The 16352-nt window shown below is 73.9% G+C and carries 12 protein-coding genes; 5 read left to right on the top strand and 7 right to left on the bottom strand.

Translation table 11 applies throughout. The annotated features are described in order from the left end of the window. The first annotated feature begins 75 nt into the window (after window positions 1-75). Window positions 76-1230 (top strand): exonuclease SbcCD subunit D, encoded by a 1155-nt coding sequence (locus tag ACQCO7_RS06765; RefSeq protein WP_464070970.1) that lies wholly within the window; start codon window positions 76-78, stop codon window positions 1228-1230. After that, complete coding sequence (locus tag ACQCO7_RS06760) at window positions 1227-4211, top strand: AAA family ATPase (protein ID WP_464070969.1); 2985 nt, start codon at window positions 1227-1229, stop codon at window positions 4209-4211. The genes ACQCO7_RS06765 and ACQCO7_RS06760 overlap by 4 nt, the downstream gene beginning before the upstream one ends. Here ACQCO7_RS06760 and ACQCO7_RS06755 read toward each other — a convergent pair. Beyond that, a complete protein-coding gene (locus tag ACQCO7_RS06755; protein ID WP_464070968.1) occupies window positions 4205-4651 on the bottom strand; it encodes an Lrp/AsnC family transcriptional regulator in 447 nt (148 codons plus the stop codon). The two genes, ACQCO7_RS06760 and ACQCO7_RS06755, sit on opposite strands and share 7 nt — an antisense overlap. Before the next feature lie 93 nt (window positions 4652-4744). Between ACQCO7_RS06755 and ACQCO7_RS06750 the strand changes: the two genes are divergently transcribed. Next, window positions 4745-5209 carry a rhodanese-like domain-containing protein gene (locus ACQCO7_RS06750; protein ID WP_464070967.1) on the top strand — a complete coding sequence of 155 codons (465 nt, stop codon included), beginning with the start codon at window positions 4745-4747 and terminating at the stop codon, window positions 5207-5209. Between the two features lie 68 nt (window positions 5210-5277). Here the strand turns inward: ACQCO7_RS06750 and ACQCO7_RS06745 are convergent, their stop codons facing one another. The 4 genes from ACQCO7_RS06745 to pdxR all read right to left on the bottom strand — a co-directional run bounded on the left by ACQCO7_RS06745 (window position 5278) and on the right by pdxR (window position 11721). Next, window positions 5278-6966, bottom strand: a complete 1689-nt coding sequence (locus ACQCO7_RS06745; RefSeq protein ID WP_464070966.1) for a DUF885 domain-containing protein — start codon at window positions 6964-6966, stop codon at window positions 5278-5280. Window positions 6967-7103: 137 nt separating this feature from the next. Beyond that, entirely contained in the window at window positions 7104-8330 is a 1227-nt protein-coding gene (locus ACQCO7_RS06740; RefSeq protein ID WP_464070965.1) for a GNAT family N-acetyltransferase, read from the bottom strand. A 173-nt stretch (window positions 8331-8503) separates the two neighbouring features. After that, window positions 8504-10090, bottom strand: coding sequence for an alkaline phosphatase D family protein (locus ACQCO7_RS06735; protein WP_464070964.1), 1587 nt, complete (start codon window positions 10088-10090; stop codon window positions 8504-8506). 152 nt (window positions 10091-10242) lie between these two features. Continuing rightward, window positions 10243-11721, bottom strand: a complete 1479-nt coding sequence (pdxR, locus tag ACQCO7_RS06730; protein ID WP_464070963.1) for a MocR-like pyridoxine biosynthesis transcription factor PdxR — start codon at window positions 11719-11721, stop codon at window positions 10243-10245. A gap of 47 nt (window positions 11722-11768) precedes the next feature. Between pdxR and ACQCO7_RS06725 the strand changes: the two genes are divergently transcribed. Next, a complete protein-coding gene (locus tag ACQCO7_RS06725) occupies window positions 11769-12686 on the top strand; it encodes an EamA family transporter (RefSeq protein WP_464070962.1) in 918 nt (305 codons plus the stop codon). Window positions 12687-12768: 82 nt separating this feature from the next. Here ACQCO7_RS06725 and ACQCO7_RS06720 read toward each other — a convergent pair whose 3' ends face one another. After that, entirely contained in the window at window positions 12769-13599 is an 831-nt protein-coding gene (locus ACQCO7_RS06720) for an alpha/beta fold hydrolase (RefSeq protein ID WP_464070961.1), read from the bottom strand. Window positions 13600-13869: 270 nt separating this feature from the next. On the opposite strand from ACQCO7_RS06720, the gene ACQCO7_RS06715 reads away from it, so the two are divergent. After that, the gene (locus tag ACQCO7_RS06715; RefSeq protein ID WP_464070960.1) at window positions 13870-14625 is read left to right on the top strand and encodes a GntR family transcriptional regulator; all 756 of its coding nucleotides are present in this window, start codon (window positions 13870-13872) and stop codon (window positions 14623-14625) included. Between the two features lie 507 nt (window positions 14626-15132). Here ACQCO7_RS06715 and ACQCO7_RS06710 read toward each other — a convergent pair. Continuing rightward, a complete protein-coding gene (locus ACQCO7_RS06710; protein ID WP_464070959.1) occupies window positions 15133-16302 on the bottom strand; it encodes an ROK family transcriptional regulator in 1170 nt (389 codons plus the stop codon). Between the last annotated feature and the right edge of the window lie 50 nt (window positions 16303-16352).

Raw genomic sequence — 16352 nt, 5'->3', positions numbered from 1 at the left:
GGTGAGGGCCCCGGGAAGCACCGGTGTCACCGACGCCGCACGTGATGTCAGACCCGGCCGTTAACCTCGGTGACCATGAGGCTCCTGCACACTTCCGACTGGCATCTGGGCCGGGCGTTCCACCGGGTGGACATGCTCGATGCCCAGGCCGGGTTCATCGCCCACCTGGTGGCGACCGCGCGTGAACGCGAGGTCGACGCGGTGGTGGTGTCGGGGGACGTGTACGACCGCGCGGTCCCGTCTCTCGCGGCGGTGGAGCTGTTCGACGACGCCCTGCACCGGCTGGCCGGCCTCGGCGTGCCGACGGTACTGATCTCCGGCAACCACGACTCGGCCCGCCGCCTCGGCGTCGGCGCCGGACTCATCGACCGCGCGGGCATCCACCTGCGCACGGACCCCGCGTCGGCGGGCACCCCGGTGATCGTCCCGCACGCGCGCGGGGACGTCGCCTTCTACGGCCTCCCGTACCTCGAACCCGCCCTAGTGAAGGACGAGTTCGGCATCGAGAAGGCCGGGCACGAAGCGGTCCTCGCCGCCGCCATGGACCGCGTCCGCGCCGACCTCGCCACCCGCGCGCCGGGCACCCGCTCCGTCGTCCTCGCGCACGCCTTCGTCACCGGCGGACAGCCCAGCGACAGCGAGCGGGACATCACGATCGGTGGCGTCGCGTCCGTCCCGGCGGGCGTCTTCGACGGCGTCGACTACGTCGCGCTGGGCCACCTCCACGGCGCCCAGACCCTCACACCCCGCATCCGCTACTCCGGCTCCCCCCTGCCGTACTCGTTCTCGGAGTCGGCCCACCGCAAGAGCATGTGGCTGATCGACCTGAACGCGGACGGCGAGGTGACGGCGGACCGCGTGGACTGCCCCGTCCCGAGGGCCCTGGCGCGCATCAGGGGCACGCTGGAGCACCTCCTGTCGGACCCGCGGCTGACCCGGCACGAGGACGCGTGGGTGGAGGCGACCCTCACGGACCCGGTCCGCCCCACCGACCCCATGGCCCGCCTCACCACCCGCTTCCCCCACACCCTGAACCTGGTCTTCGCCCCAGACCGCACCCCGGAGGACCCCGAGGCGTCGTACGCGCGCCGTCTGGCGGGCCGCACGGACCAGGAGATCGCCGAGGACTTCGTGACGCACGTACGCGGAGCGGGCCCGGACACGGACGAACAGGGCGTGCTGAGGGCGGCGTTCGACGCGGTGCGCGCGCAGGAGGCGATGGTCCGATGAGGCTGCACCGGCTCTCCCTCACCGCCTTCGGCCCCTTCGGCGCCTCCCAGACCGTCGACTTCGACGCCCTCTCCACCGCCGGCCTCTTCCTCCTCCACGGCCCCACGGGCGCCGGCAAGACCTCCGTCCTGGACGCCGTCTGCTACGCCCTGTACGGCGTCGTCCCCGGTGACCGGCAGAGCGGCCAGGGACTCGCCCTGCGCAGCGACCACGCCGCCCCGGACGTCCGCACGGAGGTCACCCTCGACCTCACCGTGGCCGGACGCAGGCTGGAGATCACCCGGCAACCCCCGTGGCAGCGCCCCAAGAAGCGCGGCGCGGGCACCACCCTCGACAAGGCCCAGACCTGGCTCAGGGAGCACAAGGCGGGCACCTGGAAGGACCTCAGCCGCTCCCACCAGGAGATCGGCGAGGAGATCACCCAGCTCCTCGGCATGAGCCGCGAACAGTTCTGCCAGGTCGTCCTCCTCCCGCAGGGCGACTTCGCCCGCTTCCTGCGAGCGGACGCGGAAGCCCGCGGCAAGCTCCTCGGCCGCCTCTTCGACACCCAGCGCTTCGCCGAGGTGGAGCAGCGCCTCGCCGACCGCCGCCGCACCGCGGAAGCCCGCGTCAAGGACGGCGACGCCACCCTCCTCGCGGACGCGCACCGCATGCAGCAGGCGGCCGGCGGCGCGTTCGACCTCCCCGGTCTCACCCCCGGCGAACCGGGGCTGGCGGAAGCGGTCCTGGCCGCGGCGGCCATCGCCCGCAGCACGGCCCGCGAACAGCTCACGATCGCCCACTGCGGACGCGCGGCGGCGGAGTCGGCCCAGAACGCGGCACAACGCGCGCTGGACGACGTACGCGAACTCGCGCGTCTCCAACAGCGCTTTGATGAAGCACAGACTCGGGCAACCCGACTCCAGGAACACTCCGGCGCCTACGAGGAGGCCCGCGCCCGCATGGACCGCGCCCGCAAGGCGGAGGCGGTCGAACCGGCGCTGGACCTGCGCGAGGCGGCCGACGCGGAACACGCCAAGGCCGCGCGGGACGAGGCCCGCGCGCGGGCGCTGCTCCCGCAGCCCGACAGTGAGGCCGACGCCGTCTCCCTCACGGCGGCGGCCCGCCGCACCACCGAGGAACTCGGCGGCCTGGAGTCCGCCCGCAGAGCGGAACGCAGGCTCGCCGAACTGGCCGGCGAGCGCGCGACCCTGGACCGCCAGGAGCGCGCCGACGCCGCCGACCTCACCGACGCGGAAGCCTGGCTCACCGGCTGGGACGCGACCCGCGAGGCCCTCCAGGCCCGTATCGACGCCGCGCAGGCCGCCACGACGCGGGCCGAGAAACTCGCCGAGCGCCGCGAACCGGCACGCCGACGGCTCACGGCGGCCGAACTCCGCGACAGCCTCGCCCGCGCCATCGAGACCGCCCAACAGCAAGCCCTCACCTCCGGCGAAGCCGCTCAGCAGGCCCGCGCGCACTGGCTCGACCTCAAGGAGCAGCGCCTCGACGGCATCGCCGCCGAACTCGCCGCGAGCCTCGTCGACGGCACCCCCTGCGCGGTCTGCGGCGCCACCGAGCACCCCGCGCCCGCGCGCAAGGACGCCGGACACGTGGACCGCGCGGCCGAGGAGAACGCCCTGGACGCCTTCCAGCGCGCGGAGGCGCGGCACGGCGAGAACGAACAGCACCTCAACGACGCCCGCCAGGCCCTCGCCGCCGCCTCCGCCGAGGCCGGCGACACCCCGACCGCCACCCTCACCGCCGAGTTCGAGGACCTGGAACGCCAGTACGCGCACGCGCGCCGCGAGGCGTCCGACCTCCACCCCGCCCGCGAGGAACTGCACGCCGCCGAGCAGGAGCGCGAGCGGCGGATCACCGTCCAGCGCGACGCGGCCGTACGCGTCGCGTCGCGCGCCGTCCACCGCGAGAACCTGGAGCGCGAACAGGCCGACCTCACACAGGAGTTGGCGCGGGCGCGCGGCACCGCCGAGAGCGTCGCCGCGCGCGCCGCCCACCTGGAGAGGCGTGCCCGGCTGCTGACCGGCGCGGCGGACGCCGTCCGCACGGCCGAGGAGAGCGCGAGCCGCCTCAAGGACGCCGACGGCCGGCTCGCCGAGGCCGCCTACCGCGCGGGCTTCAGCACCCCCCGCGAGGCCGCCGACGCCCTCCTCGCCCCCGACGCCCACCGCGACCTGCAACACCGCCTGGACGCCTGGCAGGCCGAGGAGTCCGCCGTCCGGGCCGTCCTCGCCGAACCCGGGACGGCCGCAGCCGCCCGCCGCCCGCCCGCCGACGTCACCGGCGCCGCCGAACGCGCCTCCGCAGCCGCCGAGGCACTGCGCCGGGCCGCCTCCGCGCGCGACGCCGCCGCCCGCCGCTGCGAGGAACTCGACCGCCTCTCCGCGCGCGCGGAGAGCGGCGTACGACACCTCGCGCCCCTGCGCCGGGAGTACGACCGGGTGGCCCGGCTCGCCGGGCTCACGGCGGGCACCTCGGCGGACAACGAACGCAAGATGCGCCTGGAGGCGTACGTGCTCGCCGCGCGCCTGGAGCAGGTCGCCGCCGCCGCGACCGTACGGCTCCAGCGCATGTCGTCCGGGCGCTACACCCTCGTCCACTCCGCAGACCGCTCCGGGCGCGGGCGCAGCGGGCTCGGGCTGCACGTCGTGGACGCCTGGACCGGGCGTGAGCGCGACACGGCGACGCTGTCCGGCGGGGAGACGTTCTTCGCGTCCCTCGCGCTCGCGCTCGGGCTCGCGGACGTCGTCACCGACGAGGCGGGCGGGGTACGGCTCGACACCCTGTTCATCGACGAGGGGTTCGGCAGCCTCGACGACCAGACCCTCGACGAGGTCCTCGACGTCCTCGACTCACTGCGCGAGCGCGACCGCAGCGTGGGCATCGTCAGCCACGTCGCGGACCTGCGGCGGCGCATCCACGCACAGCTGGAGGTGGTGAAGGGGCGGACCGGGTCGACCCTGCGCAGGCGCGGTCACTGACCGAGCGGGCGGCGCGGCAGGGGCGAGGAGTAGACGACACTCGTCGTCACCGACCCGAGCGCGCCGATCTTCCCCGCCACCTCCTCCAGGTGCCGCATCGAGCGGGCGGTGACCTTGATGACGAAGCAGTCGTCGCCCGTCACGTGATGCGCCTCCAGGATCTCCGGGGTGACCGCCACCAGGTCGTGGAACGGCTTGTAGTTCCCGTTGGGGTACCTGAGCCGTACGAACGCCAGGATCGGCAGGCCCAGCCGCTCCGGGTCGACGACCGCCGCGTACCCCTGGATCACCCCGGCCTCCTCCAGCCGCCGCACCCGCTCCGTCACCGCGCTCGGCGACATCGACACGGCCCGCGCGAGGTCGGCGAACGAGGCGCGGCCGTCGCGCTGGAGGACGTCGAGGATGCGCCAGTCGGTGGCGTCCGGGGAATACGTGGTCATGGGGTCAGGGTGCCGGGGAATCCCCGGCCGATCAAGGTCAGGGCCGGGGAACCCGCCTTCAGACCCGGCGCCGACGACCGTAGATTTCTCGCCATGACGATGATCACGAATCCCGTCCTGCGCACCGCGCCCGCCGCCCCCGCCGAAGCCGCCGCCTACTTCCGCGCGAGCCTCGCCTTCCACGCGGACGTCTCCGACGTCGCCGCCGCGCTCCCCACCGACGAGTTCGTCGTCGTCGACTCCCGCTCCACCGAGGCGTGGGACCAGGGACACGTCCCCGGCGCGGTCCACCTGCCGACCGCGCTCATCCCCGAGCAGGCGGAGCGACTCCTCGACAAGGGCGTGCCGGTGGTCATCTACTGCTGGGGACCCGGCTGCAACGGCGCCACCCGCGCCGCCCTCGCGCTCGCCGAACTCGGCTACCGGGTCAAGGAGATGCTCGGCGGGTTCGAGTACTGGGTGCGCGAGGGCTTCGCGTTCGAGACGTGGGAGGGACGCGAGCGGCGCGACGCCGACCCGCTCACCGCGCCCGTCGGCTCCGAGAACTGCGGCTGCTGACACACGACGTGGGCGCCCTCACCGTCGTACGGAGCAGGGCGCCCGATATGTCGTACCGTCAGAAACCTTTACAGCGCCGCCAGTTCGTCCACCAGGTCGTCCAGGCCCAGGGAACCCTGCGACAGGGCCGCCATGTGCCACGCCTTCAGGTCGAACGCGTCGCCGTGGCGTTCGCGGGCCTTCTCGCGACCCAACAGCCAGGCGCGCTCGCCGAGTTTGTAGCCGATGGCCTGGCCGGGGATCGTCAGGTAGCGGGTGAGTTCGCTGACCACGAAGTCGGCCGGGCGGCTGCTGTGGGAGAGGAAGAACTCCTCGCCCAGCTCGGGCGTCCAGCGCTCGCCGGGGTGGAACGGGGAGTCCGCCGGGATCTCCAGCTCCAGGTGCATACCGATGTCGATGATCACGCGGACCGCGCGCATCATCTGCGCGTCCAGGTAGCCGAGGCGCTCCTCCGCGTCGGCCAGGAAGCCGAGTTCGTCCATCAGGCGCTCCGCGTACAGGGCCCAGCCCTCGGCGTTGGCGCTGACGATGCCGACGGTCGCCTGGTAGCGGGAGAGGTTCTCCGCGACGTGCGCCCACTGCGCGAGCTGCAAGTGGTGGCCGGGGACGCCCTCGTGGTACCAGGTGGACACCAAGTCGTAGACGGGGAACCGGCTTTGGCCCATCGTCGGGAGCCAGGTGCGGCCCGGCCGCGAGAAGTCCTCCGAGGGGGCCGTGTAGTACGGCGCGGCGGCGCTGCCCGGCGGGGCGATGCGGGACTCCACCTTCCGTACCCGCTCGGCGAGTTCGAAGTGCGTGCCGTCCAGGGACTCGATCGCGCGGTCCATCACGCTCTGTAGCCAGTCGCGGACCTCGTCGACGCCCTCGATGTGCCGGCCGTGCTCGTCGAGGTGCGCGAGCGCCGTCCACGGGGTCGCGGCGCCGGGGAGGATTTTCTCGGCTTCCTTCCTCATCTCGCCCAGCAGACGGTGGTATTCGGCCCAGCCGTACGCGTACGCCTCGTCCAGGTCGAGGTCGGTGCCGTTGTAGTAGCGCGACAGGCGCGCGTACCGCTCACGGCCGACGACGTTCGGGGCGTCCTCGATCGCCGGGGCGTACACCTCCCGTATCCAGTCCCGGAGTTGGACGACCGCGGCGGTCGCTTCCCGCGCGGCGGCGTCGAGTTCGGCACGCAGCGGGTCGGGGCCGGACGCGGCGAAGTCCTCGAACCAGCCCTTCCCCTCGCCCGTGTCGGCCCACTCGCCGAGCTGCTCGACGAACGTCGCCGTCGGCCTCGGGGCCGCGAACAGCTTGCGCTCCAGGCCGAGTTCGAGGGACTCGCGGTAGCCGCGCAGCGCCTGGGGTACGGCCCGCAGCCGCTCGGCTATCGCCGCCCAGTCCTCGTCGGTGTCAGCCGGGGTCACCGTGAACACCTCGCGCACGTGCTGCGCGGGCGTCCCCAGGTTGCCGACCGACCGCAGCCCCTCCCCGGCCTCGTGGACGGCGAGTTCGGCCGTCAGCCGCTCCCGCAGCAGCCGCGCGCACCGCCGCTCCACGTCACTGTCCGCGCCGGGCCTGCGCTCCGCCTCGTCCAGTGCGGCCAGCGTCCGGCGCGAGAGGTCCGCCAGCGCCTCCTGACCGGCGGGCGAGAGGTCCGGCATCAGGCGGGAACTCTCCTTCGCGCCGAGGTAGGTACCGGTGACTGGATCGAGGGCGATGAGACCGTCGACATACGCGTCGGCGACCTCGCGGGGCAGCGGGCTGTTCGTCTCTGACATGCGGACATCCTCGTACGGATACCGGTGTCACGTCAGCCCGGATCGTGCGGGAACGGGCCGGGGGAGGCCGGATTTCGCCGAGAGCCGAGCGGCGGCGAGCGGCGGCGTACGAAGAGACCGGCGCCGGCCTCCCGCCCCTACTCCCGCCCGATGCGCTCCTGCGCCCGCACCTCGAACGGCAGGGTCTGCGGCGTCAGCCCCTCCAGGCGGGCCGTGATGACCAGCGTGCCTTCCTCGATCTGGTAGTCGAGCGGCAGCCCCAGCGAGCGCATCGCCGCGACCATCGCCGTGTTGCCGGAGCGGGTCACCGCGTACACGCTCTCGCCGCCGGTCTCCACGGCCATCCGCACCAGCCTGCGCAGCAGTTCGCCGCCGATGCCGCGGCCCTGCCAGTCGTCCTCGACGAGGAGGGCGATCTCGGTCTCGTCGCCGTCCCACAGGAGGTGGCCGAGGGCGACGACGCGGCCGGAGGCGGTGCGGACGGCGAGGGTGCGGCCGAAGCGGGGGCTCAGCAGGTGGTTCAGGTAGCGGTCGGCGTCGCCGACGGGCCCGTGGTAGCGCATCGTGAGGGTCTGCGCGGAGCACCGCTCGTGCATGGCCTTCGCGGCGTCCAGATCGGCCTGGTCGGCGCGGCCCACGGTGATGTCGGCGCCCTCGGGCAGCGTCAGGACGTCCAGTCCGCGCGGGACACGCGGTCCGAGCCGCGTGTCCAGTTCGACCAGCGCGCGGGCGCGCGCGAACTCGGTCGGGGTGAACGGCAGGTACGGCCGCTCCACGGTGATCACGCCGCCTTCCGGCGCCCGCAGGCGCAGCACTGTCTCCTCCAGGACCCCCTCGGCCGGCACGTCGTGCGCGCCCGGCAGCGAACGGATCGCGCACCGGCCCAGCAACTGCCGCAGCGCGAGCGGGAGTTCCGCCGCGTCCAGGGCGGTACGGGTGGCGAGGCCGAGCACCCGGGTGGGCGCGTCGACCAGGTCGTGCGCGTCGGCCCGCTCGATCCACGTCGAGGTGCCGCCCGCCGCCGCGACCGCGTGGGTGATCTCGGCGGAGGTGAGGTCGCCCGGCGCGCGCAGCAGGAACTCGTCGACCGTCTCCAGGCCCAGCGGGTGCGTCTGGAGGCTCAGGATGTCCACCCGGTGCCCGGCGAGCGCGGCGCACAGCGCGGCCAGCGAGCCGGGCGCGTCCGTCACGGTCGTCCGCATCCGCCACAGCGTGCCCGCGAGGGTGTCGGTGTCCCCGGCGAGTGGCCGGGGGCCGGTATCACCCCTGGGTGGCGCGGGGTCGTGGCCGTGTGATCGCCAGGCGTGCAGGGCCGCCCGGAGGGCCGCGACGGAACGGGTGACAGCAGTCGTCTTCTGAGTCATGCATCCACTGTGCGGGAACGGTGTTGCGTGATCACGAACGTACTGTGACCGATGGGTAAAAGCCCATTTCGTATTTTCGGAGCGGACCGCTTCTTTCCGGCCAAAGAGGGACACCGCGCACCGGGGGATGACGCCGGTACGCGGCCCACCGCCGAGCCTACGGGACCCGCGCCCTACTGGCCGACACGTCCCGGCTGAAGTACCCGCGTGTACAGGACAGTTCCGTCCGACTCGCGCAGCCGGACCGTCAACTCCCCGCTGTGGCCGTCGATGTCGACCTCGCCGAAGAACTGGTACCCGTCGGCCGGTGAGACGTTCGCGGTCGCCGGCGCCTTGACGAACACCCGCTCGGGGCCGAACGTGCCGTCGAGATCATTGGCCGGAAACGCACCCGCGTTGAGCGGCCCGGAGACGAACTCCCAGAACGGCTCGAAGTCCTTGAACGCCGCCCGCGACGGCTGGTAGTGCTGCGCCGACGTGTGGTGCACGTCCGCCGTCAGCCACACCGTCCCGGTGATCCGGCGGTGCTTGACGAACCGCAGCAGCTCCGCGATCTGGAGCTCACGCCCCAGCGGCTGCCCCGGGTCGCCCTGCGCGACGGCCTCGAAGTTCGGCTTGTTCTCCATCGGGTCCGGTACGACGAGCCCGAGCGGCATGTCGGCGGCGATCACCTTCCACACCGCCCGCGAGCACGCCAGCTCCCGCTTCAGCCACTCCAGCTGCTCCCGGCCGAGGATGCCCTGCGGGTCGGTCGTCTGGACGTCCGTCGAGTTCGCGTTGCGGTACGTGCGCATGTCCAGCACGAACACGTCCAGCAGCGGCCCGTGCCGCAGCACGCGCTGCACCCGGCCCTCCTTCGCGCCCGGCGTCAGCGTCGAGACCGGGAAGTACTCGCCGAACGCCCGCCGCGCGCGCGAGGCGAGCACGTCCACGCTCTTCTCCGTGTACCGCGCGTCCGAGTCGGCGATCACCTCGCCGGGGTACCAGTTGTTGCGGACCTCGTGGTCGTCCCACTGGATGATCGACGGCACCTGCGCGTTGAACCGGCGCAGGTTCTCGTCCAGCAGGTTGTACCGGAAGTTCCCCCGGTACTCCGCGAGCGTCTCGGCGACCTTCGACTTCTCCTCGGTCACCAGGTTGCGGTACACCCGGCCGTCCGGCAGCGCCTGCGTCGCCGCGATCGGCCCGTCCGCGTAGATGTTGTCGCCGCTGCACAGGAAGAAGTCCGGGTCCAGCTTCGCCATCGCGTCGTAGATGCGGTAGCCGCCGATGTCCTGGTTGATGCCCCAGCCCTGCCCGGCCAGGTCGCCCGACCACAGGAACCTGACCCCCTGCCGCCGCTTCTCGGACACCGTCCGGAACGTCCCGGCCACCGGCTCACCCGTACGCCGCGGGTCGTCCGGGTCCGCCAGCAGCACCCGGTAGTGGATCTGCTCGCCGGACGGCAGCCCGTGCAACCGGGTCGTGCCGGTGAAGTCCGTACCGGCGCCGAGCAGCGGCCCGTGCCAGCGCTTCGGGTTGCGGAACGACTCGGTGGCCGCTGTCTCCACGATCATCCGCGCGGGCCGGTCCGCCCGCACCCACACCAGCCCCGAGTGCGCGCCGACGTCCCCGGTCTGCACACCCCACTTCGCGCCGGGCCGCCCCGACAGGGCGAACGCGGGCGCGGCGCCCAGCGCACCGGGCAGGGACAGCGCCGCCGACGCGGCGAGCGAGCCGCGCAGGACGCCGCGACGGCTGGGAGAGGGGAAGGACGGCATGGCAGAGCCTCCGGAAAGGGGAAGGGGCCGGGGTGCACAGCCAGACCTACGGGGGGCGGAGGGCCGGTTCGGAAATGCCGGGTGAACAGCGGGACGCCCGGGGGAGTGGCTTCGGAGTTGGGCGCTCTACGGGGCTCTGTCCGGTGCCGGCGTCACCCTCCGGCCGCCTGCGCCATCAGCGCGACGCCGGTACGGATGCGTACCGGCGTGAGGTGGGCGTATCCGAGGACGAGACGGGGGCGTACGTCGGTACGGGGGCGTACGTCGCTCTGTACGCGTGCGCGTGGGTACGAGGGTGAGGGGGCGGGGTCGGAATCGTCATCCACGCGCGCGTGCCCGTACTCCGTCAGCGCTCGCACCTCCACCCCCGCCTCCGTGACCCGCTCCAGGAACCGCTCCTGCGGCCCGTACCGCTCCGGCAGCGTCGCGATGACATGCAGCCCGGCGGCGATGCCCGAGACCTCCGTGCCGGGGAAGTGGTCCGCGAGGGACGCGAGGAGGGTGTCCCGGCGTTCCCGGTAGGCGCGCCCGCAGCGGCGCAGGTGGCGGTCGTAGTCGCCGTGTTCGACGAAGCGGGCGAAGACGGCCTGGTCGAGGGCGGGATGCCCGAGGTCGGCGGTGCGCTTGCGCTCGGTGACGTCCTCGGCGAGCGCCTCGGGGAGCAGCAGCCAGCCCAGGCGCAGTCCGGGCGCGAGGGACTTGCTGACGGACCCGGTGTAGGCGACGCGCTCGGGGTCGAGCCCCTGGAGCGCGCCGACGGGGTCACGGTCGTACCGGAAGTCGCCGTCGTAGTCGTCCTCCAGCACGAACCCGTCCACCGCGCGCGCCCACTCCAGGAGCCGTGTACGGCGCTCGGGCGCGTACGCGATGCCGGTGGGGAACTGGTGGGCCGGCGTGGTGACGACCGTGCGCACGCGCGCGTGGTGCAGCGGTCCGAGGGCGATCCCGTCGCCGTCCAGGGGCAGCGGTACGACGTCCAGGCCGGCGGCGGCGTACAGGGTCGCGTGCGGCGGGCTCCCGGGGTCCTCCACGCCGACCTCGCGGATCCCGCGCGCGTGGAGCGCCCCGCCGAGCAGCGCGAGCGCCTGCGCGACGCCGGAGACGACGATCAGCCGCTCCGGATCGGCGACGACTCCCCGGCGCCGGGTCAGGAGGGCGGCGAGGGCGGTGCGCAGGCGGGGCAGGCCGCGCGGGTCGGGGTAGCCGAGGTCCTGGTGGGGGAGTCCGGCGAGCACGGCACGCTGGGCGGCGGACCAGGCGGCGCGCGGGAACAGCGACAGGTCGGGGGAGCCGGGCACGAAGTCGACGCGTGCACCGGGCGAGCGCGGCGCACGGTCCCGCGCGCGGGGCGCCGCCGCGCGGACGGCGTCCCCGACCCAGGTCCCCGCGCCGCGCCCGCTGCGGAGATACCCCTCGGCGGTCAACTGCTCGTACGCCTCGGTCACCAGCCCTCGCGACACGCCCAGATCGGCGGCGAGGTCCCTGCTGGACGGCAACCGGGTCCCGGCGGCCAGCCGTCCCGCGCGGATCGCCTCCCGCAGGGCCTCCTGCAACGCACGTCCCCGCGTGCGTGCGGGTGCGGCGACCGCAGGCCGCAGCACCTCCCACGGACTGGTCCCCGATGACGCCATGGAAGTGGACCTTAATGCGGGCCGCCGCCGTCCCTAACGTCCCGTTCATGAACGCCACCTCCGCGCGCGGAGCGCTCTTCGCCGCGCTCGCCTGCCTCCTCGTCGGGGCCTCCTTCACCGCCAACAGCGTGCTGGGCGACTATCCGTACGCGGGCGGGCAGGCGCTCCGCTACGGCCTCGCCTTCCTGCTGCTGGCGCCCCTGGCCCGTCATGGCGCGCGCGAGCGCCTGCGCGGTCTGCCCCTCCGTCAATGGCTGCGCGTCGCGCTGCTGTCGGGCGTCGGCATGGTCGGCTTCAACCTCGCCGTCCTCGCGGCGGAGCGGTCCGCCGAACCGGCCGTCCCCGGAGTGTTCGTCGGGTGCGCGCCGGTCGTCGTCGCCGTCCTGGTGCCGCTCCTGGAGGGGCGTCGGCCCCGCCTGTGGGGTGCGTCGCTGGTGGCCGCGGGCGCGTTCGTCGTGCAGGGGTGGGGGCGTACGGACGGTGCCGGGCTCGTGTTCTCCGCGTGCGCGCTGGTCGGGGAGGTGGGGTTCGCGGTGCTGGCGACGCCGGTACTGCGCGCGCTCGGGCCGTTGCTGACGTCGGCGACGGTGTGCGGGGTGGCCGCGGTCGAGTCGGCGGTGCTGGGGGTGTCGCTCGACGGGGGCGGGTGGGTGCGGTGGCCGGACGGGGGTGAGGCTGCGGCGCTGCTGTGGCAGGCCGTCGTGGTGACCGTCGTGGGGTTCGTGTGCTGGTACCGGGGGATGCAGGTGCTGGGCGCCGAGCGGGCCACCCTCTTCTCCGGGCTGATCCCGGTCGCCGCCGCCGCTACGGCACCCGTCGTCGGCGCGGGCTCCTACGGGGCCGCTCAGGCGCTGGGGAGCGTGCTGGTGGGTCTCGGGGTGGCGGCGGGCTCCGGGGCGCTCAGACGGGCGTCTGGGGGCTCGGGGAGGGACGGCTTGGCTGCGGGGGTGGGGGAGGCGGGGTGAGGGATGGTCTGCGGTTCCGGGGGTGGAGCCTTCGACGGCAGCGGGCGCGCGGTGAAGGCTCGCCCTCGGCGACAGCCCGACCTCAGCGGCTCCCGTCCAGGATCACCCGCGCCACCAGCGCCGGATCGTCGCTCATCGGCACATGGCCGCAGCCCGGAAGGCGGACCAACCGCGCCTGAGGCATGACGTGTTTCGCGCGCACGCCCTGGCGCCGCAGGAGTACGCGGTCCCGGGTGCCCCAGGCGATCGTCACGGGGACGTCCCGGACGTCGTCCGTGAACCGGACCGAGCCGCCCGCGCGCAGAGTCGCGTCGAAGCCGGTCGCACCGGTCAGGGCGAGCGTCTCGGCGACCACCGACTCCGGTGAACGGCGCGCGGGGCGGGCGTAGATGGTGCTCGTCAGCGCCGTACGGCCGGCCGCCGACCGCGCCAGGCGCTCCACCAGGGGCAGCGGCATCCCGCGCGCGATACGGCGCATCGTCAGCAGCACGGTGAACGCGTAACGCCGCTCCGCCTCGGACCAGAAACCGGCGGGGGCCAGGGCCGTGACGGACCGTACGAGGTGCTCACGGCCCAGCTCCAGGGCGATCAGGCCGCCCAGGGAGTTGCCCGCCACGTGCGGCCGGTCCAGGCCCAGGGTCTCGCAGAACGCCGCGAAGACCGCGCTCGTCGTCGGGAGGTCGTAGGCGAGGCCCTCCGGGAGACCCGGGGACGCTCCGAAGCCGGGCAGGTCCACCGCGACGACGTCCCGCTCGGTCGCCAGGATGTCGGTCACCGGGTCCCACGCCTGGCGGTGGTGCCCGATGCCGTGCAGCAGGAGCAGCGGCTCGCCGTGACCCACGCGCGCGTAGGAGACGGTGACCGGCTGCGGCCCGCGCGCGGAGGGGACCTTGAAGGAGACGGTGGCGGACATCGGGTGCTCCTCGTCTGAACTCAGCGGTGAAACTCCGTGGACAGCTTGTCAGTTGTTGCTACCGACGGGTAGCCCCAGGCCGGGGCGGACGCCTGCCGCGAGCCCGGCAAGGTACGGCCGATTCCAAGCCCCGTCTGGCCGAAAGCGGTTTCCCCCATTGGTATTGACCAAGGTTGGGGGCCGCCTTATGGTCGCTGACAAGTGAAACAACCTTTAATAAACAAGGGCGCGTAAAGGGCCTGAGCCACACGGGGCGGGGTGGAGGACAGGGTGGGGACCACGCAGCTGGAAACGGTGCCGGAACCGAAGTACTGGCATCTGAGGACAGTGCTCAGCGAAGCACTCGACTCGGAGTTCACGGTGGGGGAGGTGCTGCCCAACGAGCGCGACCTCGCGGCCCGCTTCGGCGTCGCCCGCGCGACACTCCGGCAGGCACTGGAGCAACTCGAACTGGAGGGGCGACTCCACCGCCGACGGGGCGTCGGCACGACCGTCGCGCCCCCGCGCGTAGGCGTCGACGTCGGCCCCGAGGGCAGGGCCTGGCCCAGCGACGACACCTGGCAGCCCGTCGACAGCGACCTGACGGCGCCCCCTGCGGCCGTCTCCACCGCCCTCGCGCTCCCGCGCGGGCTCGCCGTCCACGTAGTCCGCCGCTCCCGTGTCTCCCACGGGCACCCGGTCGCCGCGGAACTCCTCTACGTCCCGGAGACCTCCGTCCCCGCGCTCCCGCCCACGGACGCCCTCTCGGGTCCCGCCCGCGCGCGTGCCCTGCTCCGCGAACTCCACCACCTGGACCTCACGGCCCAGAACCGCTCCGTGGAACTCGGCTCCGCGCGCGCGGACGACGCGAAGCAGCTCGACCGGCTGCCGGGGGCTCCGGTTCTGGTCGTCACGACCCACTTCATGGCCGCCGACCGGGTCGCCGCGCTCTCGGTCGCGACGTACCGCGCTGACACGTGCCGACTGACGTTCGGCGCGGCGGGCGGGGTGGAGATCGAGGAAGGGCTGGAGGAGAGGGTTTCCTGAGCCCGCGCGGGGCGCCCCGGCCTCTCGGCCGTACGCCGGGTCGGGCGTCCCGCCGGTGGGGGCGGGTGGCAGGACGCGGGGTGGGCGGGTACGGCTCGGTGGCCCCGGAGTTGGCTGCTCGGGGGAGAGGGCCCCTGCGGCCCGTCACCGTCCTCCGCCGTGAACAACTGCTGATCCACATGGTCCAGCGCCAGCCGCAGGGCGCCCATGGCCACCGCCGCCCCCGGGGGGAGAGGGCCCCTGCGGCTTGCGCGCCCGCGCCGGTCCCGAACGCTTTGCCGCGGCTTCACGCCCCCGGGAACTTCACCTGGGGGAGCGGGCCGCGCGGACCCGGCAGGGCCGCGGCCTCACGCCCCCGGGAACTTCCCCGAGGTGCCGCCCGTTTCGCTGACAAGCGAGGAGCACTCAAGCCAGGAGCGCCTCCAGGCGAGGAGCCCCTTCCGGCCGGGACGCCTTGCCGCCGTCCCCGACCGACCCCACCCGCCCACCGCCACCCGCAACCGTCCCTCACCACCCCAGCCCCTGCCTCCCCGTCACCGTCCCCTCCACCGCGAACAACTGCTGATCCACATGGTCCAGCGCCAGCCGCAGCGCGCCCATGGCCACAGCCGCCTCCCCCAGGGACGACAGCGTGACCCTCGGCGGGCGCAGGCAGTAGCGGGCGAGTTCGTCGCGCAGGGGGCCGAGGAGGTCGGCGAGTCCGGCCGTCGCGCCGCCGATGACGACCAGCTCCGGGTCCAGCGCGAGGGCGAGGGCCGCGACGTCGTGGACGAGGCGCCGGAAGAACCGGTCGACGGCCGCACGGGCGCCGGGATCGCCGTCCCCCGCGCGCGTGAAGACCTCGATCGCCGCCTGATGGTCGAGAGGGGGAAGCGGCACGTCCGTCGTGGACAGCAGCGCCTCGGGAGTGACCTCGCGCCCCAGCAGGTGCAGCGCCCCGATCTCCCCCGCGGCCCCGCCGTACCCGCGATGCAGCCGCCCCCCGATCAGCGAACCCGCCCCCGGACTCAGCCCCGCGAGGACCAGCACGACGTCGTCGGAGTCGACCGCGGCGCCCTTCCAGTGCTCGGCGACGGCCGCGGCGTTCGCGTCGTTCTCCACGAGCACCGGGCACTTGAACGACCGGCTGAGCCGCTCACCCAGCCGCAGCCCCGTCCACTCCGGCAACGCGGCGCACAGCCGCACCGTCCCGTCCGTCTCGACGATCCCCGGCGTCCCCACGCCGACCGCCCTGAGCGCGCTGCGCGGCACCCCGGCCCGCCGCAGCAGCTCCGCGACGACCGTCCGCGCCCGCTCCAGCCGCTCCTCGGCGGACGCGCCCTCCGCCACCCCCCTGTCCTGCGCCCCCAGCACCCGCCCGTCCAGATCCGCGACCACCGCCGACACCCGGTGCGCCCCGATGTCCAGCCCCAGCAGATACCCGGCCTCGGCCCGGAACCGGAACCGCCGCGCGGGCCGCCCCTGCCGCCGTACGACCGTCACATCGGCCGCCTCCTCGACGACCAGCCCCGCCCCGATCAGATCCTCCACCACCCCCTCCACCGTCGGCCGCGACAGCCCGGTCACCCGCGTGACCTCCGTCAACGTCGCCCGCTCCGCCGCACGCAACGCATGCAGCACCACCGCGGAGTTGATCCGCCGCAACAACGACGGATCCCCACCGATGAGCCGCCCCACGCGCGTCCTCCCAGGCAGTCGAGTGTGGGCGGATCGTACGTCCCGGTGGC

The organism is Streptomyces saintjeani (assembly GCF_055409605.1).
Note: the sequence above shows the minus strand (reverse complement) of the source record. Positions and strands in the feature narration are given on the sequence as shown.